Consider the following 22,158-nt stretch of genomic DNA (forward strand, 5'->3'; position numbering starts at 1 on the left):
GCCGATCGATGACCTATGGCTTTGCCCCACTGCTTCCGTGGATCTACTTCGCCCCGCTCCTGGCAATCGCGGCGCTGTTCATCGCCTATGGCCTCTGGCAGAAGGTGCGCGGCGCATGGCTGCGTCTGGCCGCACTTGCAGCGCTCGGGCTGGCGATCGCCAATCCCTCCATTTTCGTGGAGCTGCGCGATCCGCTCTCGACCATCGTCGCGGTCGTCGTCGACCGCAGTCAGAGCCAGCAGAACGGCGACCGCACCGCGCAGACCGACCGCGCCGTCGAGGGCCTGAAGGAGCGGCTGGCAGCGATACCGCTGATCGAACCCCGCATCATCGAGGCAAAGACCGATCCGGCAAACGTCTCGCCATCGACCAATCTCTTCTCGGCGCTCGCCTCCTCGCTCTCGGACGTTCCGCCGGCGCGCATCGGCGGCGCCATCTTCGTCACCGACGGCCAGATCCACGACGTGCCCGATGTCAGCCGCGCGCTCGGCTTCGATGCGCCGGTTCACGGGCTGATCACCGGCAAGCCCGATGAGTTCGACCGGCGTGTCGAGCTGATCAACCCGCCGCGCTTCGGCATCGTCGGCGAGGAACAAAAGCTCTCGTTCCGCGTCGTCGACGATGGTGCGGCTCCCGGCGGCAGCGCCGAGGTGACGATCCGCCTCAACGGCAACGAGATCGCCCGCGAACGGGCCGAGCCCGGCACCGACATTCCCTTCACCTTCAACGTTCCGCGCGGCGGCAACAACGTGCTTGAATTTGCCGTCGATGCCGTTCCCGGCGAAGTGACGACGGCCAACAACCGCGCGGTTCACGTGCTCGACGGCATCCGCGAGAACCTGCGCGTCCTCCTGGTTTCCGGCGAACCGCATGCCGGCGAACGCGCCTGGCGCAATCTGCTGAAGTCCGACGCCGCCGTCGACCTCGTGCACTTCACCATTCTGCGTCCGCAGGAAAAACAGGACGGCACGCCGATCAACGAACTGTCGCTGATCGCCTTCCCGACACGCGAACTCTTCGTCGACAAGATCAACGAGTTCGACCTGATCATCCTCGACCGCTACCAGCACCGCGGCCTGTTGCCGATCCTCTACTACGACAACATCGCGCAATATGTGGAGAACGGCGGCGCGCTGCTGATCGCGGCCGGTCCCGAACATGCCGGCGACGATTCCATCGCCGCAACGCCGCTCTCGGCGGTGCTGCCGGCGGCACCCACGGGCGTCATGAACGAAAAGGCCTTCTTCCCCCGTCTGTCCGAGGAGGGAAAGAAGCATCCGGTGACCCGCGGGCTCGAAGGCTCCGACAGCGAGCCGCCGCATTGGGGCCGCTGGTTCCGCACCGTCGACGTCGACAGGCCGCAGGGCCACACGGTGATGCAGGCAGCCGACGGCAAGCCGCTGCTGGTGCTCAACCGCGTCGGCAAGGGCCGCGTCGCCATGCTGCTCTCCGACCAGGGCTGGCTCTGGGCCCGCGGCTTCGAAGGCGGCGGCCCGCATGTGTCGCTCTATCGCCGCACCGCCCATTGGCTGATGCAGGAGCCTTCGCTCGAAGAAGAGGCGCTGACGGCGCGCGCGCGTGGCCGAACGCTCGAAATCACCCGCCAGACGATCGACGGCGATCCGGGGCCGGTGACGCTGGTCGCTCCCTCCGGCCAGAAGCAGGAGATCAAGCTGACCGAACGCCAGCCGGGCCTCTATTCGGCCGAAGTCGCCACGACTGAAACAGGGCTGTTCGAGATGTCGAACGGCGAACTGACCGCGCTTGCCCATGTCGGCGACCCGAACGCCCCTGAATTCAAGGCGGCGATCTCGACCGAGGACAAGCTGCGCCCCTGGGCGGAAAAGACCAAGGGCATCGTACGGCGCCTCGCAAGCGCCGAAGGGCCGCTCGATCTGCCGACGGTGCTGCCGGTCAGGGGCTCGATCCGCTCGGCCGACGACCAGCGGCTCTCGATCCGCATGACCGACGAAACCGTGCTGAAGGGCGTCAATTCGGTGCCGCTGTTTACCGGCTTCCTTGGCCTTGCAGCACTGCTGCTGCTGATTTCCGCCACTTGGTATCGCGAGGGACGATGACCGATCAGACCATTACCGTCAGCGATCTTCGCGACGCGCCGCATTTCTTCGATCCCGTGGCCGACCGCATCTGGCGCGCCTGGTGGGAGCCGAATGGCTTTCCGCTGGAACACATTGCCGAGCTGCTTCAGGAGAGCCTTTCCGACGACGCCGAGCAGCTGTGCCTGGTGGCGCATGCCGGCGACCGTTTCGTCGGCACCGCCTCGGTGATTGCCTCCGACCTCGAAGAACGCCCGGACCTCACCCCCTGGGTCGCCGCCGTCTGGGTCGATCCGCCATTCCGCGGGGCAGGCATCGGCGGCGACATCGTGCTGAAGGCGGCACACGCAGCGCTCGACAAGGGCGCCGAGGCCGTGCACCTCTGCGCCCTTGCGGGAAAGCGTTCCTTCTACGAACGCCTCGGCTGGCGGCTCGACGAGAAGGATGTCGGCGAGGATCGCCTCGATGTCTTCAGCATGCGCCGCGCCGAAAAGTAAGATCCATGTTCGTCGTCACCGATACCCCGCCACCCGAGGCGCTCGAGACAATCGGCAACAGTCTTAACGCCTTCAATACTGCCGATGTCGGCCCGTCGCAGCGACGCCCGCTCGCCGTTCTTGTCGGCGGCCCCGAGGCAAACGGAGCGCGCGGTGGCTTGAACGGTTACACCGGCCGCGGCTGGCTGTTCGTGCAGTGGCTGTGGTTGCCTGAGGACCTTCGTGGCCAGGGGCTTGCCGGCAAGCTGCTTCAGGCCGCCGAGGACGAAGCGCAAAAGCGCGGCTGCCATGGCGCCTACATCGACACTTTCAACCCGCAGGCCCGGCGCGCCTATGAGCGCCAGGGCTACGAGGCCTTCGGCGAGCTGCCGGATTATCCCGTCGGCCGAACCCGGGTGTTTCTGAAGAAGTCGCTCGTCGCGCGATAGTGCTCAGCTTCAGACGGCAAGCGGCAGTTCGAGCGGGACATCGCATGCCGCCGCATCATCCCGCCAGCCGATGACGCCCGAAAGCCCGGCATGCACGCCTTCGGCCATCGGCACGACGAGCACCCGCGCCGGGTCGACCGGCCCCGGGAATTCGAGTGCGGCGTAGCGCACCTTCTCGAAGCCGAGCGGCTGATAATAGGGCGGATCACCGACGAGGATCACCGCTTGCGAACCCTTCCGCCGCGCGGCCTCGATCGCGATGCGCACAAGCTCCCGCCCGATGCCCATGTTCTTGTGCGACGGCCTGACGGCGAGCGGTCCGAGCAGGTGGCCCTTGACCGAACCGGCCATGACCGGCGTCATCCGGACCGATGCGATCGTCTCGCCATTGTCGGCGCAGATGAAGGAGAGCGACCGGTCATGCGGCCCCTGCTCGCGGATGCGCGCGGCCGCCCGGGCAAACCGGCCGGGGCCGAAGGCTTCTTCGTTGATGATTTCGATGGCTGCGTCGTGGGACGCGTCTTCGGTCAGATAGACGAGATCGTGCTTTTTCATGGGATCGAGAAACCAGGCATGCGAACGGACATAGGGATGGCTTCGCCCGCAGGGGGCGTTGGCAGCATCAGCGTCGTCGCAGGTTTCCCGAGAACATCATCTGTGTGGATTCTTCCAGACACGAAAAAAGCTATGAGATCGCCGATAGCAGAAATTTGCTCTCTGTCAAAGCCTAAAACGCACTGTTCCGATTTCGCCACCTATCGAATGCCGCTGGAAGCGCTATCTATGGGAGCAACGATCACGAAGGAGTTTGTCCCATGGGCAGGTTGGTGGATGGCGTCTGGCAGGACGTCTGGTACGACACGGTGGCAACGAACGGCCATTTCAAGCGCAGCGCCTCGCAGTTCCGCAACTGGGTAACGGCGGACGGATCGGCCGGCCCGAGCGGTGATGCCGGTTTCAAGGCCGAGGCCGGGCGCTACCACCTCTATGTTTCGCTTGCCTGTCCCTGGGCGCACCGCACGCTGATCTTCCGCAAGCTGAAGAAACTCGAGGACCTGATCTCGGTCTCGGTGGTCGATCCGCTGATGCTCACCCAGGGTTGGGAGTTCAAGGACGGCGGCATCGGCACTGGCGACCATCTCTTCGGATCGAAGGCGCTGTGGCAGGTCTATACCCGCGCCGACGCCAACTATTCCGGCCGCGTGACCGTGCCTGTTCTCTGGGACAAGAAGCAGAACACCATCGTCTCGAATGAATCCTCCGAGATCATCCGGATGTTCAACTCCGCCTTCGATCACCTCACCGGCTCGACGCTCGATTTCTACCCGGAAGAGCAGCGCGGCGAGATCGATGCGATGAACACCGACGTCTACAACGACGTCAACAACGGCGTCTACAAGGCGGGCTTTGCCACCACGCAGACCGCCTATGAGGAAAGCGTCACCTCCCTCTTTGCCCGGCTCGACAAGCTGGAAGAGCGTCTCGGCTCAAACCGCTACCTGACCGGCAACCGCCTTACCGAGGCCGACTGGCGGCTGTTTACGACGCTGGTGCGCTTCGACCCTGTCTATGTCGGCCACTTCAAGTGCAACATCCGCCGGATCGCCGACTATCCGAACCTTCAAGGCTATCTCCGGGAGCTCTATCAGGTGCCGGGCGTGGCCGAGACGGTCGACATGCGCCACATCAAGGAGCACTACTACCGCAGCCACGCCACCATCAACCCGACGGGCGTCGTGCCAGTGGGGCCAGAACTCGACCTCACCGCCCCGCACGGGCGCGAGGCGCTGTAAGTCTCAGGCGAAACGGGCGGCGGTCGGTCGCGCCTACCAGTAGCGATCGACGGCTGCGCTGCCGGCGAGTTCCGCCAGCCGGCGGCGTGTCGCCGGCGTGGTGTCATCCGGCAGCGCGTCGAGCGCGAAGAAGCCGCTTGCGGCGATTTCCAGGTCCGGCGTCTTCGGCGCGCTCTGGCTGACGCCGTCGCAACGGTAGAAGACCACATGGTCGCGCCGGCTCGTGCGCCTGTTGTAGTAGACCTGGATCAGCACCGGCGGCTGCGATACTTCGAGATTTCCTTCCTCACGCAGCTCCCGCAGCAACCCGTCGATCGAGGCCTCGTCGCGGTCGAGCCCCCCGCCCGGCAGGTGCCAGCCCGGCAGGTAGGAGTGCCGCACGAGGAAAACGCGGCCCTTTGCATCGAAACAGGCCGCCCGCACGCCCATCGTCATACCGCGCGAGAGCGCGTAATAGCCATGTGCAAGCCGCATCAGAAGCCGGAGATACCAGCGTCGCATCTCCGGTGGCCGATCCTGTTCCAGACGTTTTTTCCTTCCTCGTCCCGGCCGCGCGCGATTCATCGGCCGACCTGATTCCCCTCGGCCGGAATATGCGCTAGACGGGGTCGATGTTCAAACTCGCCCATATTTCCGATGTCCACCTCGGGCCCCTGCCCGAGCTATCCCTCAGGGAACTCGCCTCCAAGCGCATCACCGGTTTCGTCAATTGGCACCGCAACCGCAGCCGCCATCTCTTTACCGGCACGCTCGACACCCTGTTGGCCGACATCGAGAAGAAGGATCCGGACCATCTGGCGATGACGGGCGATCTCGTCAACCTCGCCTCCTCGCGCGAGATCCAGACGGTGACCGAATGGCTGGAGGATGCCGGCGAGCCGGAGAACATCTCGATCGTTCCGGGCAACCACGACGCTTATGTGCCGGGCGCCTACGAGAAGACCACCCGCGCCTGGTATCCCTACATGCGCGGCGACGATGCCCCGGCGCACTGGCATGACCGGCACCATTGCTTTCCCTACATGCGCGTGCGCGGCCCGGTGGCCCTGATCGGCTGCTCGACCGCCGTCGCCACGCCGCCCTTTGCCGCCAGCGGCTACTTCGGCCAGCGCCAGGCCCGCGCCACCGTCAACCTGCTGCGCCAGGCCGGCGAGGCCGGCCTCTTCCGCATCGTCATGATCCACCATCCGCCGATCCGCGGTGCGACATCCATGCACAAGCGCATGATCGGCATCCGCCGCTTTGCCGCGACGATCTCGTCCGGCGGCGCGGAACTGGTGATCCACGGCCACACGCACCTCAACACCGTCTATTGGCTGAAGGGCCAGCATGCTCCAGTCCCGGTCGTCGGCATCGCCTCGGCCTCGCAAGGACCGGGCGGGCACAAGCCGCCAGCCGCCTACAACCTGTTCACCGTGGCCGGCGAAGCCGGAAACTGGCACCTCACGCGCGAGCGCTACGCCCTGAACGACGACGCCACCACGGTGTCGCTCGCCGAAACGACGCGCTTCTAGCCCACGGGCCCTTCCGCAAAAAGTTCATCTCCGGGCGAATAAACCCCGGCCCTGGTGCGTCATACCCCGGTCTGCCGCCGCATGGCAGCACGCCCTCCTCCGGCGTGCTGCCATGCGGCGTGCCGGCCGGCGGGCTCCCGCCTCCCTGCGCAAATGCAGAAATCACAGTCGTTTGAACCGGCGCGGATCATGCGCCAGCAATGGGAGATGGCATGATGAACCACAAGAGCGTCGTTTTCGCCCTGTTTGCAGCCGGGGCAACCAGCTTCATGGCGCATGCGGCGATGGCGGCCGGCGAGGATACGAGCGAACCGCCGAAGAAAACCAGGACGACCAGCGAATGCACCGCCGGCAAGGTTTGGGACGCCAAGAAGAATGCCTGCGTCAATGCCAGGAAGAGTGACCTCAGCGACGACATCCTGTTCCAGGCGGCGCGTGAACTCGCCTATGCCGGCCAGTATGAAAACGCGATCAAAGTGCTTGGCGCCGTCAAGGACCAGAAAAGCGCCCGGGTGCTCAACTATCTTGGCTATTCAAACCGCAAGGCCGGGCGGATGGAACTCGGCATGCAGTACTACAAGCGCGCGCTCCAGGCCGACGAGAACTACATCCTCGCCCGTTCCTACATGGGCCAGGCGCTGATCGAACAGGGCCGCGTCGAAGAAGCGCGCGTGCAACTCGTCGAGATCCGCGACCGCGGCGGCGAAAACACCTGGGCATACCACGCCCTGCTGCAGTCGCTCGGCGGCATCCGCCAGTACTGATCGGGCGACAAAAGGACGGGCGGCGCCAGGCGCCGCCTCGATCCGAGTTGCCACCGACGCGCGCCTGGCGCTAGGTTTTCTTTGCCGGGCTTCCCTTGGGCCCGCTTCCTTTCGGCTCGGTCCCCTTGGCATCAGCTCCGATGGCCGCGCCTCCGTCTGCAGCACTCCCCGTGGTGCCGCCCGCAATCGACTTTGCCTCGTTCTTCTTCTCCGACCATTCCGGCGGCAGGCCGAGCGCGCCGCCGGCGATGCCGCCGAGCCCGGATCCCTTGCCGAAAACGGCGCAATCGGGATCCGTGGGTTTGCCGGTGACCGCATAGGCGACGCTGTTCTTGACGTTCTTCATCGACGGCAGCTCGAAATCGGACTTCATCGGATCACCCGACTTTTCCAGGAGCGCGCTGAAATCCTCGGCGAAATCCCCTGACAGTTCGAAGGCGTCGGCCGCCGTCGACGCGCGGGAGCCGTTGGTGAGGATGTTGGCGCCCCTCGCCCATGTCAGGCCCGCAATCTGCTTGCCATTTGGATCGAAGGCTTCGGCCTCCATGGAAAGGCTGCCGAGACCGATCGGAATGCGCGGCACGGGAACGGGAGAGACAGCCGAGGTGACGGTCGACACCCCGGCAACGACGGCATTCGTCGCCTTGACGTTGCTGACCACCGAACGCACGGCCATGTCGGCCGGCTTCGACACCGGCACGATATCGTAGTTCGCGCTCAGCGCTTCGCACAGCTTCCGGTCGATCGCCGTTGCCACCAGCTTCTTCTGCGGATCCCCGAGCTTGTCGAGTTTGGCGTTGGCCGCAAAGGTCGTCGGTATCACGTGCACCGTCTTGACGGTTTTCAGCGAAGCGGTATCGACCCGATACTTGGTCTTGGTCACGAGGCCGTCGCTGGCAACGAAATCCTTGTAGGAGGAAAGCGACCCCGTTTCGATGACCTCGGCGCTCTGGCAGGCCGCGAGCCCCGCAAACAGGGGAACCAGGGCCGCCACGCGGATCACGGTCGCGCCACCGCGGATACGGCGCCGGCCACGATGCCTCCCGACATATCTGACAATACTCATGCCCTTGCAATGCTGTGCGTTCATTGGCGTGTCCCCGACATCGACCTGCAGTTGTGCATGAGGTCCAGTCAGATTCGGGCCGAACTTTGACGCGATCTCCGAGCAGCGATGCAGTTAACGGTAACGAAGCCCGCGATTAACGGCCGCCAGCAAGCGAAAGCTTTTTGGGAAAAGGCGCCATGAAGCAGCAGAATTTGCTTTCCGTTCCGGCACTTCCCTTGCAGACTAAGGAGCAAATGTTTCATATCATCCGCTCGTGCCCTGCACGGCGAATAAAAGCATGATCCGGCACGTTCCATTGGAAGAGAAATGCGTCCAGCGGCAGAAACGAAGGACTTCAGACGCGACTTGGTCAGCCTGCTGCCCAAATTGCGCCGTTTCGCGATGACGCTGACGCGCAATGCCAACGACGCCGACGACCTCGTCCAGGAAGCCTGCGAGCGTGCGATTACCCGCAGCCATCTCTGGAACGGAGAAGGCCGGCTGGAAAGCTGGGTCTACGCGATGACGCGCAATCTCTGGGTCGACGAAATCCGCAAGCGCAAGGTCCGCACCGGCAGCGGTACCGTCGATGCGCTTGGGCATGACGAACTCAGCATCGAACCGTCGGCGGAAAAGGCCGTCTACGCCAATCAGCTGCAGAAGATGATCCTGTCGATGCCCGAGGGACTTGCGAGCGTGTTCCTGCTGGTCAACGTCGAAGGTCATAGCTATCGCGAGACGGCCGATATCCTCGGCATTCCGATCGGCACCGTCATGAGCAGGCTGTCGACCGCGCGCCTGAGACTTGCGGCCATGATCTCAGAAAATACCGAAAGGAGGGCCTGACCGTTGCAGCAGACAAGGGGTCAAGCGCTCGAAGTACGCCTCTCCGCCTATATCGACGGCGAGATCGGCGAGGCTGAACGAAGCGAACTCGACGCGCTTCTCGCCCGCGACGAGGATGCGAAGGCGCTGTTTGAGAGACTGAAGGCCGGCAGCAGCTTCGGCGATACCGCCTTTGAGGATTTCCTGCACGATCCCGTGCCGCTCGCTCTGGTGCGGCAAATCAAGCAGGGCCCCGGGACCAACCCGAAAACCGAGCGGATCGCGACGACGACAGCGACCGTCAGGCACACGCGGGCCTGGCCGCGCATGCTTGCTGCGTCGGTGGCCCTGGTGCTGCTGGGCGCCGGCGCCGGCTTCATCGTCGGAACGGCGAGCAGCGTGAGCGAACCGGCGGAGGTCGCCGCGGCGCGTGGCTGGCTCGACGACATCGCCGACTACCACCGGATCTATTCGCGGCAGAAGGAACATCTGGTCGAGGTCCCGGCCTCCGAAGCCCCGAAGATCGAGACCTGGCTTGCCGCAAGCGTCGGCGTTCCCTTCAAGATCCCGCAGCTCTCGGGCAAGGGCCTGACCTTCGAAGGCGCCCGCCTGCTGGTCGCCAACGGAAAACCTGTGGCACAGCTGGTGTATCGGAGCGCCGAAGGCGAGATCTTCGCGATCTGTTTCCTCAAGAGCACGACCGGTCCTCAGTCCGACGATTTCGACGAGAGCATCCGCGACGATCTCGGCATGGTCTCCTGGCAGAGAGGCGGCGCCTCCTTCGTGCTCGTCGGCCCGTCTGCCCATGTCGGCATGCAGGACATCGCCGAAAGCGTCGCCGCGGCGATCTGAGGTCGACGGCGGTCCCTACGGCTTGTGTCCTTTAATCGTAGCCGATTGAAGGACAAAAACATGCAGTATTTCAAAGTTCTACAGCGACCTTGGTGCGCCTGATAAGACGCGCGGCGCTGTAGATCCCGACAGAAAAAGGCCGCGCCGGGTTTCCCCGACGCGGCCTTGTTTCGTAGCGCTCGGGCCTATCAGCCGCGCTTCATCTCGAGCACGCGGTTCGCCGCCGACACGATCGCTTCGAGCGATGCGGCAACGATGTTGGTGTTGATGCCCGCACCGAACAGCTTGCCATCCGGATGCTCCATCTCGACATAGGCGATGGCCGCGGCGTTCGAACCGTGCTGCAGCGAATGCTCGGAATAGTCCGCAACCGAAAGATCGACGCCGAGATAGATCGACAGCGCGTTGATGAAGCCGTCGATCGGGCCGGTGCCCTTGCCTTCAATGCGCTTGACCTCGCCATTGTCGGTGATCTCGGCGGCCACCACGCGCACGCCCTTGTGCTCGCCCACCGGATAGGTGTGGTGATCGACGAACTTGATGCGGGCGCCCGGCTGTTCGACATAGCGCTCGATGAAGCGTTCATGGATGCGCTTGGAGGGAAGCTCCTTGCCTTCTTCGTCGGTGATGCGCTGGATGTCCTCGCGGAACTCGACCTGGAGGTTGCGCGGCAGGTTGATGCCGTAGTCTTCCTGCAGGATGTAGGCGATGCCGCCCTTGCCCGACTGCGAGTTGATGCGGATGATCGCCTCGTAGGAGCGGCCGACGTCACGCGGATCGATCGGCAGGTACGGCACTTCCCAGAGCGGCTTGTTGGCGGTCTTGATCGCCTTCATGCCCTTGTTGATCGCATCCTGGTGCGAGCCGGAGAAGGCCGTGTAGACCAGTTCGCCGACGTAGGGATGGCGCTCGGGAATGACCATCTGGTTGGAGTATTCGTAGACTTCCTTGATCCGCTCGATGTCGGAGCAGTCGAGCTGCGGGTCGACGCCTTGCGTGAACATGTTCAGCGCCAGGGTCACGACGTCGACATTGCCGGTGCGCTCGCCATTGCCGAACAGCGTGCCTTCGACGCGGTCGGCGCCGGCCATCAGGCCGAGCTCGGTGGCGGCGATGCCGGTGCCGCGGTCGTTGTGCGGGTGCAGCGAGATGATCAGGCTCTCGCGGTTGTCGAGGTTGCGGCACATCCATTCGATCTGGTCGGCATAGATGTTCGGCGTCGCCATCTCGACGGTCGAGGGCAGGTTGAGGATCAGCTTGTTGTCGGGCGTCGGCTTGACGATTTCGGTGACCGCATTGCAGATCTCCAGCGCCACTTCGAGTTCGGTGCCGGTAAAGCTCTCCGGCGAATATTCGAAGCGGTAGCCGCCACCTGCCTTGGCCGCCATGTCGGTGATCATCTTGGCGGCGTCGGTCGCAATCTGCTTGATGCCGCGCACGTCCTTGGCAAACACCACGCGGCGCTGCAATTCACTGGTGGAATTGTAGAAATGCACGATCGGCTGGTGCGCACCTTCCAAAGCCTCAAAGGTGCGGGTGATCAGCTCGGGCCGGCACTGCACCAGCACCTGCAGCGACACATCCTTGGCGACATTGCCTTCCTCGATGCACCAGCGGGCAAAATCGAAGTCGGTCTGCGAGGCCGAGGGGAAGCCGATTTCGATTTCCTTGAAGCCCATGTCGAGCAGCAGCTGGAACATGCGGGCCTTGCGATCGTGCCCCATCGGGTCGACCAGCGACTGGTTGCCGTCACGCAGGTCGACAGAGCACCAAATCGGCGCCTTGGTGATCGTCTTCGACGGCCAGGTGCGGTCGGCAAGTGCGATCTGCGGATAGGCCTGGTACTTCACCGCCGCTTCCGGCATGCCAATCTTAACGGGATGGGATTTCTGGATCATTGCAGCTTCTCTTCATCACTGGACGTCCTGGCCGCCTTGCCATAGCCGATCGGGGATCGGATTGCGATGGCTAATGCCGCGCAGAACGCGCCTTTATCCTAAAACACTTGATGGGGTCGAGGAGCATCCGCCGGCGTGGCTTTTCGGCCGCCGGGCGCTCCTCAGCGAACCCGGCAACCGCGAGTAAGGCCGAGAAGAAGAAGCGATGCGAAGGCGCGCGACGGCGCACGATTGGTATCGTGTCCGGCGGGGATCGAGGCGATCCGATATGCGTCAGCCTTGGTCATGGTCAAAGCCTATACACGGCTTGCCGGACGGCGGCAAGCCGCCGAATGCGCGAAAGGGCACCGGCGCGATGCCGATGCCCTTCCGATCTCTACAGTGCCTGCGAACTCAGATGTCTGCAGCAGACGAGATGATGCGCGAAACGAGGCCGTAGGCCTTGGCTTCCTCGGCCGAAAGCCAGTAGTCACGGTCCGTGTCCTTGGCGATCTTCTCGACCGGCTGGCCGGTCGCATCGGCGAAGATCTTGTTCAGGCGGTCGTTCATCTTGATGATCTCGCGCGCCTGGATCTCGATGTCCGAAGCCATGCCGCGGGTGCCGCCGGACGGTTGGTGCAACAGGAAGCGGGTGTTCGGCAGGCAGATGCGGCGCTCCTTGGGGGCGCCGACATAGATCAGCGCGCCGGCGGAAGCGACCCAGCCTGTGCCGATGGTCCAGACCTTCGGCTTCACGAACTTGATCATGTCGTGGATGCTGTCACCCGATTCGACATGGCCACCCGGCGAATTGACGAAGATGCGGATGTCTTCGTCGCTGGCTGCGGCAAGCGCCACGAGCTGCGAGCAGACCTTCTGCGCCAGTTCCTGGTTGATCGAACCGTAGATGAAAATCGAACGCGACTTGAAAAGGTTCGCCTCCGTTTCCTTGCCGAGCGGCAATTCGGTCTTCTTGTCGTCCTCGTCGTCGTTCATCATCCGTTTTTCTCCGGCGTCTCATGAAGTCTTCAGTCAAAGTCAGATAATGCGACTCGACCGCGAAGACAATGCAACAAACGGAAGCGGCGACAAAGCGGCAAGGCACAGTGCGCTTATGGTAAAAACACCTACCGCCAAATGCCGTATAGACAGGGTGGCAAAGGCCAATAAGATCGTCGCGTCAAACACTCAAGAACGGGGCCATCCTCCCAGGCTCCGCCGATCCATGGGGACACGCATGAACAGACGCATCCTGATCGCCGCAGCAGCGCTGATCGCTTCCGCCGCACCCGCCTTCGCCCATCTCAACCCGGAAGAGCACGGCTCGTTTGCCGCCGGCTTCTCGCATCCGCTCTTCGGGCTCGACCATATCCTCGTCATGGTCGCCGTCGGCCTCTGGGCAGCCCAGATCGGCGGGCGGGCGCTCTGGATGGTTCCGACCGCCTTCGTGTCGATGATGGCTGTCGGCTTCGCGCTCGCGGTCGCCGGCGTCGGCCTCCCCTTCGTCGAACCGGCAATCCTTGCCTCGGTCGTGGCACTCGGCCTGCTCGTCGCCATGGCGGTTCGCCTCGACACCGCGGCATCAGCCGCGATCGTCGGCATCTTCGCCCTCTTCCATGGCCATGCCCATGGCGGTGAACTCGGCAGCGCCGGCGCGCTTGCCTTCTCGGTCGGCTTCATCGGCGCGACCGCCCTCCTGCACGTCGCCGGCATCGGTCTCGGCATTGCGCTTCAGCGTCTCTCTGGCGGCGGCCTGGTTGCCCGCATTCTCGGTGGAGCGACGGCGGTTGCCGGCGCCGCACTGATCTTCGGCTGAGACCGGCAAGCGTGCAGCACGGGCGCATCATCTTCCTGAACGGCACGTCGAGTGCCGGAAAATCAACGCTGGCCAAGGCGCTCCGGGAAATCCTCCCGGAGCCCTTCTGCTACTATGCGTCAGACCAGTTGGCCGACGCCGGCTTCCGGGTTCTCAAACGCGGCATGCACCAAGGCATGCGCGGCGAACGCAACCGGTTCTTCGACGGTTTCCATCGCTCGATCGCGGCTTTCGCCGAGGCCGGCAACGACCTGATCGTCGAGCACATCGTCGAGGAACAGAGTTGGGCCGACGATCTCAGGAACCGAACCGCGCATCTTGATAGCTTCTGGGTCGGCGTGCACGCGCCCATCGCAGACCTCGAACGGCGCGAGCACGAGCGCGGCGACCGCACGATTGGCGAAGCCCGCTTTCACCTGAAGACGCATGACTATTGCACCTATGACCTCGAAGTGGACACGCGCGACCCGACCGCTGAGGTGGCCGGGCGCATCGTCGACGCCTGGCGCCAGCGTCAACCTCGCGGGCAGTAGCGGCAACCGCCCCGTTCTTGGCCGCGACCACGCCGCGGCTACGCGCCTTGCATCGCTCGGCGCAGCTTTTCCGAAGCCGCGGCAACGGCCGCAAGCTCTATCTCAGAGCTCATGTTGTCGCGCGCGTGCAGAAGCGCCGGGCGAACCGCATCGATCGATTTCCCGAACTTCGTCATCCAGGGATATCGAGGCACCATCCAGAGGTGAAAGTGATGCGACGTGTCCTCGTTATAGAAGTAGTACACGTGTTCGATACCGAGCTGTTCTTGCTGTTGTTTCCTCAGCCTTTGCACGAGCGGCAGGAACTCTGACGTTTCATCGGACGTCATGTCGGTCAGCAACGTGAAATGCCGTTTCGCCGCCACGATGACCTGACCCGGTACGGGATAGGCCACGTCCTGGTGGGCATGAAAGTGTTCTGTCTCAAAGATGGGCCCGCCACGGGGCTGTCGCCGCCCGGACGTAACCTCGCAACTCACGCACAGACCATCCATGCCGCACTCCCCCTGTTCCCTTGCCTGGTTCACAAGAAGAAATCTGTGCGGGCGCCCCCGCACAGTCACTCAAGGCCGAAGGCCAGCATACAGGCTTTAGCCGCGGCCGCGATAGGTCGGCACGCCCTGGTCGGGTAGCCACAGGCCCTCCGGCGGCTTGCCGGTCTGCCAGAAAACGTCGATCGGGATACCACCGCGCGGATACCAGTAGGCGCCGATCCTAAGCCAGCGCGGAGACAGCAGCGACACCAGCCGTTGGGCGATCTCGATCGTGCAGTCCTCGTGGAAGGCGCCGTGGTTGCGGAAGGAATGCAGGAACAGCTTCAGCGATTTGGATTCCACCAACCATTCGTCCGGCACATAGTCGATGACGATATGGGCGAAATCTGGCTGGCCGGTCATCGGGCAGAGCGAGGTGAACTCCGGCGCCGTGAAGCGCACCAGATAGTCCTTGCCCTTGTTGCCGCTCGGCACCCGCTCCAGCACCGCCTCTTCAGGGCTTTGCGGCAGGTCGACCTTCGCACCCAATTGCGAAAGGCCAGATACGTCAGTCTTGCTCATTTGCGTGTTGCTCCGTCAATCTTACGGCGTTGGCCGGACGTTACGGACTTGTGTCCCCACCCGGCCCCACGCTGTTTGCGGCCCTTAAATCAGAACTGACTCAAGAAGGAAACCTTGTCAGGGTTGAAGCGCCGTTGACCGTGGATCAGTGGCGCCCGACCGTTGTCTTCACGCGCACGCCATGGGCCTTTTCGCCTTCGGGCTCCACATGAATGGCAATCCTTGCGCCCGGATGCACGTCCCGGATCGCATCCTCGATCCGGTCGCAGATGTCATGCGCCTCGCCGACCGGCATCAACTCCGGCACGACCATGTGGAAATCGACGAAAATGGCCGGCCCGGCCTGGCGGGTCTTCAGGTCGTGCACGCCGAGCGAGCCCGCGGCATTGGCCGCGATCGCCTGCTTGATCGCCTCTTCCTCTTCGCCAGAGACCGCCCGGTCCATCAGCCCGTCGATCGAGCGCGAAATCACCATCCAGCCCTGGTAAAGGATATTGCAGGCGACGACGACGGCGAGCAAGGGATCGAGGATCGCGTAGCCGGTGGCAATTGCAAGGACGAGGCCGACGAGAACGCCGATCGAGGTGACGACATCAGACAGGATATGGTGGCCATCGGCACTCAGCGCAGGTGAGCGATGCTTGCGGCCCGCCGTGATCAGCACATAGGCCCAGATGGCGTTGATCACACCGGCCGCAAAGTTGATCGCAAGGCCGAGCGCCGGCGCTTCCATCACGACAGGCGCCATCATCGCCGGCACCGCTTCCCAGACGATCAGAAGGGCTGCGACGACAATCAGCACGCCCTCGATGACCGCTGAAAAGTACTCTGCCTTGTGGTGTCCGAAGGGATGGCCGGCATCCGCCGGCTTGGAGGCATAGCCGATCATCAGATAGGCGATGACGGCGGCGATCACATTGACGGTGGATTCGAGACCATCGGACAGAAGCGCGACCGAGCCGGTGAGCCACCAGGCAAGAAGCTTCAGCCCCAGCACGGCCAGAGACAGGGGAATGCCCCAGAAGGCAAGCCGCAGGACGGTTCTGTTGTCGGATCCAGACATTTTGATCATTCCCTATGCAGATGCAAACGAGTTGCAAACGCAAGCCCATTGAAACGCAAAACCGCCCGCGCGAATTTCGCGCAGGCGGTCTGTTACACATGCATATGCGGGAATAGACGCCGCTTGTCAAAGGTTGCTGCGGGTCATCCCGGCCTCGCCGACTGGTACCGGCTCGAGGGCCGGCGGCCCGGCATCCGCCTCCCGCGGCGCGACGGCCTCCCCGCCCCGCCCGACAAACAGAAAGACGACGATTGCCGTCATCGCGGTTATCCCGGTCAAGATCAGCAGCAGGCCGCTGAACGCATCGCCATAGGCTTTGAGCAAGATCGTCTGCGAAATGTCCGGCGAAAGCAGCGACGCCTCCGCCAGATTGCCGGTTGCGAGCCTCTGTGCCATGGCGGCGGCGTCTGCGCCGACAGACGCATCGAGGTTCGAGGCGGTGAGCGCCGAAAGCACCGCCGTCACGATTGCCAGCGCCACGCCTTCGCCCGCGACACGGGTCGTGCTGAAGATCCCCGTCGCCATACCGGCGCGCTCCTTCGGCACGACGCTGACGGCGAGCCCGTCCATCAGGCCCCAGGGAAGGCTGATGCCGAGACCGATCAACAGCAAGGGTGCAAGCAGGTTCACCGGATCGGATCCGACCGGAAACCGGCTCAACCAGAAGAGCCCGGCCGCCGAGAGCAGCAATCCCGCCCCGCAGATCGCCGCCGGCGCAAGCCATCGGGTCAGGAGACCTGCTGCGATCGGCACGACCAGAAGCGGCGCGGACATGGCGATCATCATCCGCCCGCCGTCGGCCGCACTCATGCCCTCGACGCCGATGAAACGCACCGGAAGCAGGATCAGCAAGACGACGAAGCCATAGGCCGGTGCTGCCGCCAGCAACTGCACGCCGACAAAGCGCGGATAGCGGAAGAGCGTCAAATCCAGCATCGGCCGCGCAACCGAACGCTCGATCCGCCAGAACGCCAGGAAGAACAGCGCGGAGACCACGAACATGGCGACAACGAGCGGATCCCCCCAGCCGTTTTCGGGCGCCTGCAGGATACCGAAAGTGAGCGACGTCAGCGCCACGGTGAAACTTGCAGCCCCCTTCCAATCCAGTCCGCCGGCATCCGGATCGCGCGTCTCGCGCAGGAAGATCGCTCCAAGCGCCAGAGCAAGCGCCGCGAAGACGACGACGGGCACGAAGATCGCCGGCCAGCCGAAGGCCTCGACCATCAGACCCGAAGCAATCGGCCCGAAGGCAAGGCCGACTCCGAAACTGGCGCCGACGAGGCTGAAGGCTCTGAGCCGCTCGCTCTCTTCGAACTCCTGCGCCAGCGAAGCCATGCCGCCGGAAAAGGCGGCGGCTGCCCCGATGCCCTGAAGGGCGCGCAGAATATCGAACCAAAGGATGTCTCGGGCAAAGGCGAGACCCACCGAGAACAGCAGGAAAGCCGTCAGCCCTCCGAGGAAGATGCGCTTGCGACCATAGCTGTCGGCAAGTGCGCCGGCCGCCATCAGCGCGCTGCCGAAGGTCAGCATGAAGGCGTTGGTGACCCAATTGAGCGCGACCGGATCGGCGCCGAGGCTGCGGCTGATCGCCGGCAGCGCCACCGCCGGTCCGGTAAAGGTGAGCGGCATCGCCGCGGCGGCGCAACAAACCGCAAGCAGCACGAGCCGGCGCCCGCGCGGTTCTCGAATTTCGGTGCTCATTCCCCGTTCCATCCGTTCGAGCAAAAGGGATACCCACGCAGATCCCGCCGGACCTCCGTCTTGATGTCGGCAGTTGCCGGGTATCGGTTGACGAATGCAGGATAGTTTCGACATAATTCGATGAAAACCACCGCAATATTCCGGTCATAGCGGAACAAAACGCTCGAATGGAAACGCAATGGATCGAATGACCGCCTTCGTCCGCACCGCCGATCTCGGCAGTTTCGTCGCGGCCGGTCGCGCGCTCGGCCTGTCCGCCTCTTCGGTCGGGAAGGCCGTAACCAAGCTGGAGCAAGAACTCGGTGTGCGCCTGCTGCAGCGCTCGACCCGCAGCATAAGGTTGACCGAGGAAGGCCGTCTCTTCCACGAGCGCTGCCGTCGCATCCTCGACGATCTCGCCGACGCCCAGGCTTCATTGGCGCAAGCCGTGGCCACGCCGCGGGGACGGCTGCGCGTCAGCGTGCCGATCGTCAGCTACCATCTGCTGTTGCCGGTGCTGCCGGAATTCGTGCGGCGCTATCCCGAGGTCGAACTCGATCTCGACTTCAACGACCGCATCGTCGACCTGATCGACGATGAAGTGGATGTCGCCATTCGCAGCGGCGTGTTGCCGGATTCCCGGCTGATGACCCGCGCGCTCAGGCCTTTCCAGCTTCTGCTTTGCGCCGCACCTGCCTATCTCGACAGGCATGGCACGCCTCAGGCCCCGCGCGATCTCGACGGGCACCACGCAATCCGCTTCCGTTTTCCCAACAGCGGCAAGCTGCAGGAATGGCCGATCGCCATGCCGGAAGGCGGACCCGAGCCGCAGATCAAGACCGTTCTCAACTGCAACAACATGGAGGCGCTGAGCGGCGCGGTCCTCAGCGGGCTCGGCATCGGCTGCCTGCCGGACTTCCTCGCGCGCCAGCCGCTGAGCGATGGCCGGCTGCGCACCGTGCTCGACGCCCATCTCGACGCCCCCGGCCAGTTCCACCTGCTCTGGCCGTCCAACCGGCACCTGTCACCGAAGGTCCGCGTCTTCGTCGATTTCCTGAGCGAACGGCTGTTTGCCGATCGCTGCGAACGCGCACCCGCCGTCGAAGCGATGCGGTAGGTCAGGACAGAGCAGCGTCGAGCATTGACCGGTTGCGTAAGAGCCAGGCGACGCTTCGTGCCTGCCAGGCGATGCCCCAGACCCGCGGCACATGCTCGCTCTCCGGACGGATATCGAGTTCGAAGGCCTCGTTGGCAGCGCTCTCGGCGGCGAAATGGATAATCCGGTCCGCAAGCCGATGTCGATCGCCCGCGGCCAGCCCGTAGCCATCGGCAAAGAGTCGCACCTGCCGCATCCGCGACAGGGCGTCCGGCAAGCCGTTCATCTCGGCGACACCGTCGTCATAGAGCTGGGCATTGTTCCAGGCGGCCATGGCGAGTTCGGTCAGGCGATCGACGGGGCCTGCCGCCTCCCAGTCGATGAGCGCTGCCGGCAGCCCGTCGCGCGAGACGATGTTCCAGGGTGCGGCGTCGCAATGGCCGACAATATCGGGTGTGCCGACCGCACGGCCGAACCAGGGACGCCAGTGTGCCTCCTGCGGAGGCTGGAAGGATGCAGCGGCATCATGCATCTGGCGCATCAGCCGTCCGAGTTCCGCAATTGCCGCGTCCGACCAGGGCACCGGATTGAGGATGTCGCCTTCGACATAGGTGAGCATTTCACGCCCGGATTCATCGAAGCCGGCACCGACGACGCGAGGCGCGCCATCGAAGCCGATGGTCTCGAAATGCCTGAGAAGCGCGTGCACCGAAGGCGCCCAAGGCCCGGTCTCACGCAACACGACAGCGCCCCTGCGGCTGACGACCGTGCGGCCGCCTCCGCCCAAGGGCGTATCGTCTGCCATGCCATCCTTTCCCGTCATGGGACCTCCAGCAAATGGCCGCGTGAAAGGAAGCGGCACCGAAGCGCCGCGCCCGTATATCCGGCGTTATCAGGCAGCCTTGATCTTGGCGCGCTTGGCGAGATGCGCCACGACGTTCTCGATCATGCGCATGCCGGCGTCGCCACCGAGCGTCATGATCGATTCCGGGTGGAACTGTACGGCCGCCACCGGCTCCTTCGTGTGCTCGATGCCCATGATCGTGCCGTCTTCGCTTTCGGCGGTGATCATGAAATCAGCGGGCAGGCTCGCCGGATCGGCGAAGATCGAATGGTAGCGACCGACGGTGACTTCCTTGCCGAGGCCGGAGAAGACGATGCCCGGTTCCAGCACGCGGATGCGCGACGGCTTGCCATGCATCGGGATCGCCAGCTGGCGCAGGTCCCCGCCATAGGCTTCGGCAAGCGCCTGAAGCCCGAGGCAGACACCGAAGACCGGCAGGTCGCGCGCCCGTGCCTTCTTGATCGTCGCCTTGCAATCGAAGTCCTTCGGATTGCCCGGTCCGGGCGAAAGCACGACGAGATCCGGCTTGACGCGGTCGAAGATCTCTTCGGCCACCGGCGTGCGCACCGTCGTCACGGTTGCGCCCGTCTGGCGGAAATAGTTCGCGAGCGTATGGACGAAGCTGTCCTCGTGATCGACGAGCAGAATGTTGACGCCGGCGCCGACCGCCGCAACGTCGCGACCGGCCTTGCCGGCATTGGCGGATCTCGCATCGCGAATGGCAGCGATCATGGCGGAGGCCTTCAGTTCGGTTTCGGCTTCTTCTTCTTCCGGGTTTGAATCGTAAAGCAGTGTCGCCCCTGCCCTGACCTCTGCAATGCCGTCCTTGATGCGGATGGTGCGCAGGGTGAGGCCCGTGTTCATGTCGCCGTTGAAGCCGACCATGCCGATCGCGCCACCATACCATGCGCGCGGGCTCTTCTCATGGCTTTCGATGAAGCGCATGGCCCAGAGCTTCGGCGCGCCGGTGACGGTCACCGCCCAGGCGTGGCTCAGGAATCCATCGAAGGCATCCATGTCGTCGCGCAGGCGCCCCTCGATGTGGTCGACCGTGTGGATAAGGCGCGAATACATCTCGATCTGGCGGCGGCCGATGACCTTGACGGAGCCCGGCACGCACACACGGCTCTTGTCGTTGCGGTCGACGTCCGAGCACATGGTGAGCTCGGATTCGTCCTTCTTCGAGTTCAGGAGCTTCAGGATCTGCTCGCTGTCGGCGATCGGGTCGTCGCCGCGCTTGATCGTGCCCGAGATCGGGCAGGTCTCGATGCGGCGGCCCGAGACGCGCACGAACATTTCCGGCGAGGCGCCGACGAGATATTCCTGGTTTCCAAGGTTGATGAAGAAGGAATAGGGCGAAGGGTTGATCGCCTTCAGCCGGTTGGAGATCTCCGACGGCTTGCTCTCGCAGCGCTCGAAGAACTTCTGACCGGGCACGACTTCGAAGAGGTCGCCACGGCGGAAGCTCTCCTTCGCCTTGACGACGAGTTCGGCATATTCGCCGGGACGGTGGTCGCCGTGCGGCGGAATGCTGTCGACGGTCTGGAACGGCTCGGAGGCGATGTCCTCCGCCTTGCCTTCGGTCGTCTTGCCGTCCTTGGCAAAATCATAGCGGTCGATCCAGGCCTTGGCGGCATAGTGGTCGACGACGAGGATCTCGTCCGGCAGGAACAGCACCATGTCGCGCTGGTCGTCCGGGCGCTTCAGCTTCAGCTCGATCGCATCGAACTGGAAGGCGAGATCGTAGCCGAAGGCGCCGTAAAGGCCGAGGCTCGCATCCTCAGCGGAATGGAAGAGATTGGTGACGGCGCGCAGCACGCTGAACACCGTCGGCATCTTCGAGCGCTCTTCCTCGGTGAAGACGCGGTCGGGCTGGTTGATCGTCAGGTCGAGGCGGCGGCTGGTCGAAGCGCCGAGCGTGATGTCCGCGACTGTCTTCAGGTGCTCGGCGATGATCGCCAGCAACACCTCGCCACGGCCGTTATAGGCTTCGATCCAGAGCGAGCGACCGAACGACGAGATCCCGAGCGGCGGGTCGACGACGGCCGTGTCCCAGCGGGTGTAGCGGCCGGGATATTCGTAGTTGGAAGAAAACACCGCGCCGCGACGCTCGTCGAGCTTGTCGACATAGCTCGCGATCGCCTGGCCGTAGGACGCTTCGCGCCGCCTGCGCGTCACCACGATGCCGCCCTTTGTCGTGTAGCTCTCCGAGCCGTCCTCGAGAATTACCGTTGCCATTCGCCTCGCTCCGTAAAAGCCCGGTCCTTGAGCGGCCTGAAGATGAAAAAAGCCGCCTCGAAATCTCCGGGCGGCTTCATCTCTCAATCACGCATGACTGGTCAAGGCCGCTTCAGCGAGCCCACCACCAGATCGAAATGTTGCGTGCGTTTTCCATAGGCCAAAGTGTTAGCGTGGG

At 64.0% G+C, this 22,158-nt stretch carries 23 protein-coding genes; 11 read left to right on the forward strand and 12 right to left on the reverse strand.

What is annotated here, in order from left to right:
- The first annotated feature begins 8 nt into the window (after positions 1-8).
- Genes C1A35_RS28205 through C1A35_RS28215 form a run of 3 tightly spaced genes read left to right on the forward strand, consistent with a single transcriptional unit; the run spans position 9 to position 2,982 of the window.
- Positions 9-2,078 (forward strand): hypothetical protein, encoded by a 2,070-nt coding sequence (locus C1A35_RS28205; protein ID WP_104667545.1) that lies wholly within the window; start codon positions 9-11, stop codon positions 2,076-2,078.
- Positions 2,075-2,554, forward strand: coding sequence for a GNAT family N-acetyltransferase (locus C1A35_RS28210; protein WP_199773053.1), 480 nt, complete (start codon positions 2,075-2,077; stop codon positions 2,552-2,554). Before C1A35_RS28205 ends, C1A35_RS28210 begins: the two co-directional genes overlap by 4 nt.
- Positions 2,555-2,559: 5 nt before the next feature.
- Positions 2,560-2,982 (forward strand): GNAT family N-acetyltransferase, encoded by a 423-nt coding sequence (locus C1A35_RS28215; protein WP_104667547.1) that lies wholly within the window; start codon positions 2,560-2,562, stop codon positions 2,980-2,982.
- Positions 2,983-2,991: 9 nt separating this feature from the next.
- Here C1A35_RS28215 and C1A35_RS28220 read toward each other — a convergent pair whose 3' ends face one another.
- Positions 2,992-3,537, reverse strand: a complete 546-nt coding sequence (locus C1A35_RS28220) for a GNAT family N-acetyltransferase (protein WP_104667548.1) — start codon at positions 3,535-3,537, stop codon at positions 2,992-2,994.
- Positions 3,538-3,797: 260 nt separating this feature from the next.
- Here C1A35_RS28220 and C1A35_RS28225 point away from each other — a divergent pair, with 260 nt between their 5' ends.
- The gene (locus tag C1A35_RS28225; RefSeq protein WP_104667549.1) at positions 3,798-4,775 is read left to right on the forward strand and encodes a glutathione S-transferase family protein; all 978 of its coding nucleotides are present in this window, start codon (positions 3,798-3,800) and stop codon (positions 4,773-4,775) included.
- A 33-nt stretch (positions 4,776-4,808) separates the two neighbouring features.
- On the opposite strand, the gene C1A35_RS28230 is transcribed toward C1A35_RS28225, so the two are convergent.
- Positions 4,809-5,276 (reverse strand): NUDIX domain-containing protein, encoded by a 468-nt coding sequence (locus C1A35_RS28230; protein ID WP_234823041.1) that lies wholly within the window; start codon positions 5,274-5,276, stop codon positions 4,809-4,811.
- A gap of 110 nt (positions 5,277-5,386) precedes the next feature.
- Between C1A35_RS28230 and C1A35_RS28235 the strand changes: the two genes are divergently transcribed.
- Both C1A35_RS28235 and C1A35_RS28240 read left to right on the forward strand, forming a co-directional pair.
- Positions 5,387-6,289, forward strand: a complete 903-nt coding sequence (locus C1A35_RS28235; RefSeq protein WP_104667551.1) for a metallophosphoesterase family protein — start codon at positions 5,387-5,389, stop codon at positions 6,287-6,289.
- 215 nt (positions 6,290-6,504) lie between these two features.
- Positions 6,505-7,053 (forward strand): tetratricopeptide repeat protein, encoded by a 549-nt coding sequence (locus tag C1A35_RS28240; RefSeq protein ID WP_104667639.1) that lies wholly within the window; start codon positions 6,505-6,507, stop codon positions 7,051-7,053.
- A gap of 70 nt (positions 7,054-7,123) precedes the next feature.
- Here the strand turns inward: C1A35_RS28240 and C1A35_RS28245 are convergent, their stop codons facing one another.
- The gene (locus C1A35_RS28245; protein WP_158665185.1) at positions 7,124-8,119 is read right to left on the reverse strand and encodes a DUF3313 domain-containing protein; all 996 of its coding nucleotides are present in this window, start codon (positions 8,117-8,119) and stop codon (positions 7,124-7,126) included.
- A 309-nt stretch (positions 8,120-8,428) separates the two neighbouring features.
- On the opposite strand from C1A35_RS28245, the gene C1A35_RS28250 reads away from it, so the two are divergent.
- A complete protein-coding gene (locus tag C1A35_RS28250; RefSeq protein ID WP_034788854.1) occupies positions 8,429-8,947 on the forward strand; it encodes an RNA polymerase sigma factor in 519 nt (172 codons plus the stop codon).
- Positions 8,948-8,950: 3 nt separating this feature from the next.
- Positions 8,951-9,778: an anti-sigma factor family protein gene (locus C1A35_RS28255; RefSeq protein ID WP_104667553.1), complete on the forward strand. Its 828-nt coding sequence runs from the start codon at positions 8,951-8,953 to the stop codon at positions 9,776-9,778.
- A gap of 188 nt (positions 9,779-9,966) precedes the next feature.
- Here the strand turns inward: C1A35_RS28255 and leuA are convergent, their stop codons facing one another.
- Both leuA and C1A35_RS28270 read right to left on the reverse strand, forming a co-directional pair.
- Positions 9,967-11,676 (reverse strand): 2-isopropylmalate synthase, encoded by a 1,710-nt coding sequence (gene leuA, locus C1A35_RS28260; RefSeq protein ID WP_104667554.1) that lies wholly within the window; start codon positions 11,674-11,676, stop codon positions 9,967-9,969.
- A 393-nt stretch (positions 11,677-12,069) separates the two neighbouring features.
- Positions 12,070-12,654 carry an ATP-dependent Clp protease proteolytic subunit gene (locus tag C1A35_RS28270; RefSeq protein WP_104667556.1) on the reverse strand — a complete coding sequence of 195 codons (585 nt, stop codon included), beginning with the start codon at positions 12,652-12,654 and terminating at the stop codon, positions 12,070-12,072.
- 238 nt (positions 12,655-12,892) lie between these two features.
- Here C1A35_RS28270 and C1A35_RS28275 point away from each other — a divergent pair, with 238 nt between their 5' ends.
- Positions 12,893-13,471 carry a HupE/UreJ family protein gene (locus tag C1A35_RS28275; protein ID WP_104667557.1) on the forward strand — a complete coding sequence of 193 codons (579 nt, stop codon included), beginning with the start codon at positions 12,893-12,895 and terminating at the stop codon, positions 13,469-13,471.
- Between the two features lie 11 nt (positions 13,472-13,482).
- Entirely contained in the window at positions 13,483-14,004 is a 522-nt protein-coding gene (locus tag C1A35_RS28280; RefSeq protein WP_158665186.1) for a chloramphenicol phosphotransferase CPT family protein, read from the forward strand.
- Positions 14,005-14,042: 38 nt separating this feature from the next.
- Here C1A35_RS28280 and C1A35_RS28285 read toward each other — a convergent pair whose 3' ends face one another.
- The 4 genes from C1A35_RS28285 to C1A35_RS28300 form a co-directional block, all read right to left on the reverse strand.
- Positions 14,043-14,498 (reverse strand): HIT family protein, encoded by a 456-nt coding sequence (locus C1A35_RS28285; RefSeq protein WP_104667559.1) that lies wholly within the window; start codon positions 14,496-14,498, stop codon positions 14,043-14,045.
- 96 nt (positions 14,499-14,594) lie between these two features.
- Positions 14,595-15,059: a preQ(1) synthase gene (queF, locus tag C1A35_RS28290; RefSeq protein ID WP_057253061.1), complete on the reverse strand. Its 465-nt coding sequence runs from the start codon at positions 15,057-15,059 to the stop codon at positions 14,595-14,597.
- Positions 15,060-15,204: 145 nt separating this feature from the next.
- Positions 15,205-16,122, reverse strand: a complete 918-nt coding sequence (locus C1A35_RS28295) for a cation diffusion facilitator family transporter (protein ID WP_104667640.1) — start codon at positions 16,120-16,122, stop codon at positions 15,205-15,207.
- Positions 16,123-16,248: 126 nt separating this feature from the next.
- The gene (locus tag C1A35_RS28300; protein WP_234823042.1) at positions 16,249-17,823 is read right to left on the reverse strand and encodes an MFS transporter; all 1,575 of its coding nucleotides are present in this window, start codon (positions 17,821-17,823) and stop codon (positions 16,249-16,251) included.
- Between the two features lie 178 nt (positions 17,824-18,001).
- Here C1A35_RS28300 and C1A35_RS28305 point away from each other — a divergent pair, with 178 nt between their 5' ends.
- Complete coding sequence (locus C1A35_RS28305; RefSeq protein ID WP_104667561.1) at positions 18,002-18,919, forward strand: LysR substrate-binding domain-containing protein; 918 nt, start codon at positions 18,002-18,004, stop codon at positions 18,917-18,919.
- Position 18,920: 1 nt separating this feature from the next.
- On the opposite strand, the gene C1A35_RS28310 is transcribed toward C1A35_RS28305, so the two are convergent.
- From C1A35_RS28310 to trpLE, 3 genes are all read right to left on the reverse strand, one after another.
- On the reverse strand, positions 18,921-19,721 hold the full coding sequence (locus C1A35_RS28310) for a phosphotransferase (protein ID WP_234823043.1): 801 nt from the start codon (positions 19,719-19,721) through the stop codon (positions 18,921-18,923).
- Between the two features lie 69 nt (positions 19,722-19,790).
- Positions 19,791-21,980: an anthranilate synthase gene (locus C1A35_RS28315; RefSeq protein WP_104667563.1), complete on the reverse strand. Its 2,190-nt coding sequence runs from the start codon at positions 21,978-21,980 to the stop codon at positions 19,791-19,793.
- A gap of 112 nt (positions 21,981-22,092) precedes the next feature.
- Positions 22,093-22,137, reverse strand: coding sequence for a trpE operon leader peptide TrpLE (trpLE, locus tag C1A35_RS36455; RefSeq protein ID WP_178385070.1), 45 nt, complete (start codon positions 22,135-22,137; stop codon positions 22,093-22,095).
- Positions 22,138-22,158 lie beyond the last annotated feature (21 nt).

Origin of the sequence: Ensifer adhaerens (assembly GCF_002940685.1) — a bacterium.
GTDB classification, from domain to species: domain Bacteria; phylum Pseudomonadota; class Alphaproteobacteria; order Rhizobiales; family Rhizobiaceae; genus Ensifer; species Ensifer adhaerens_E.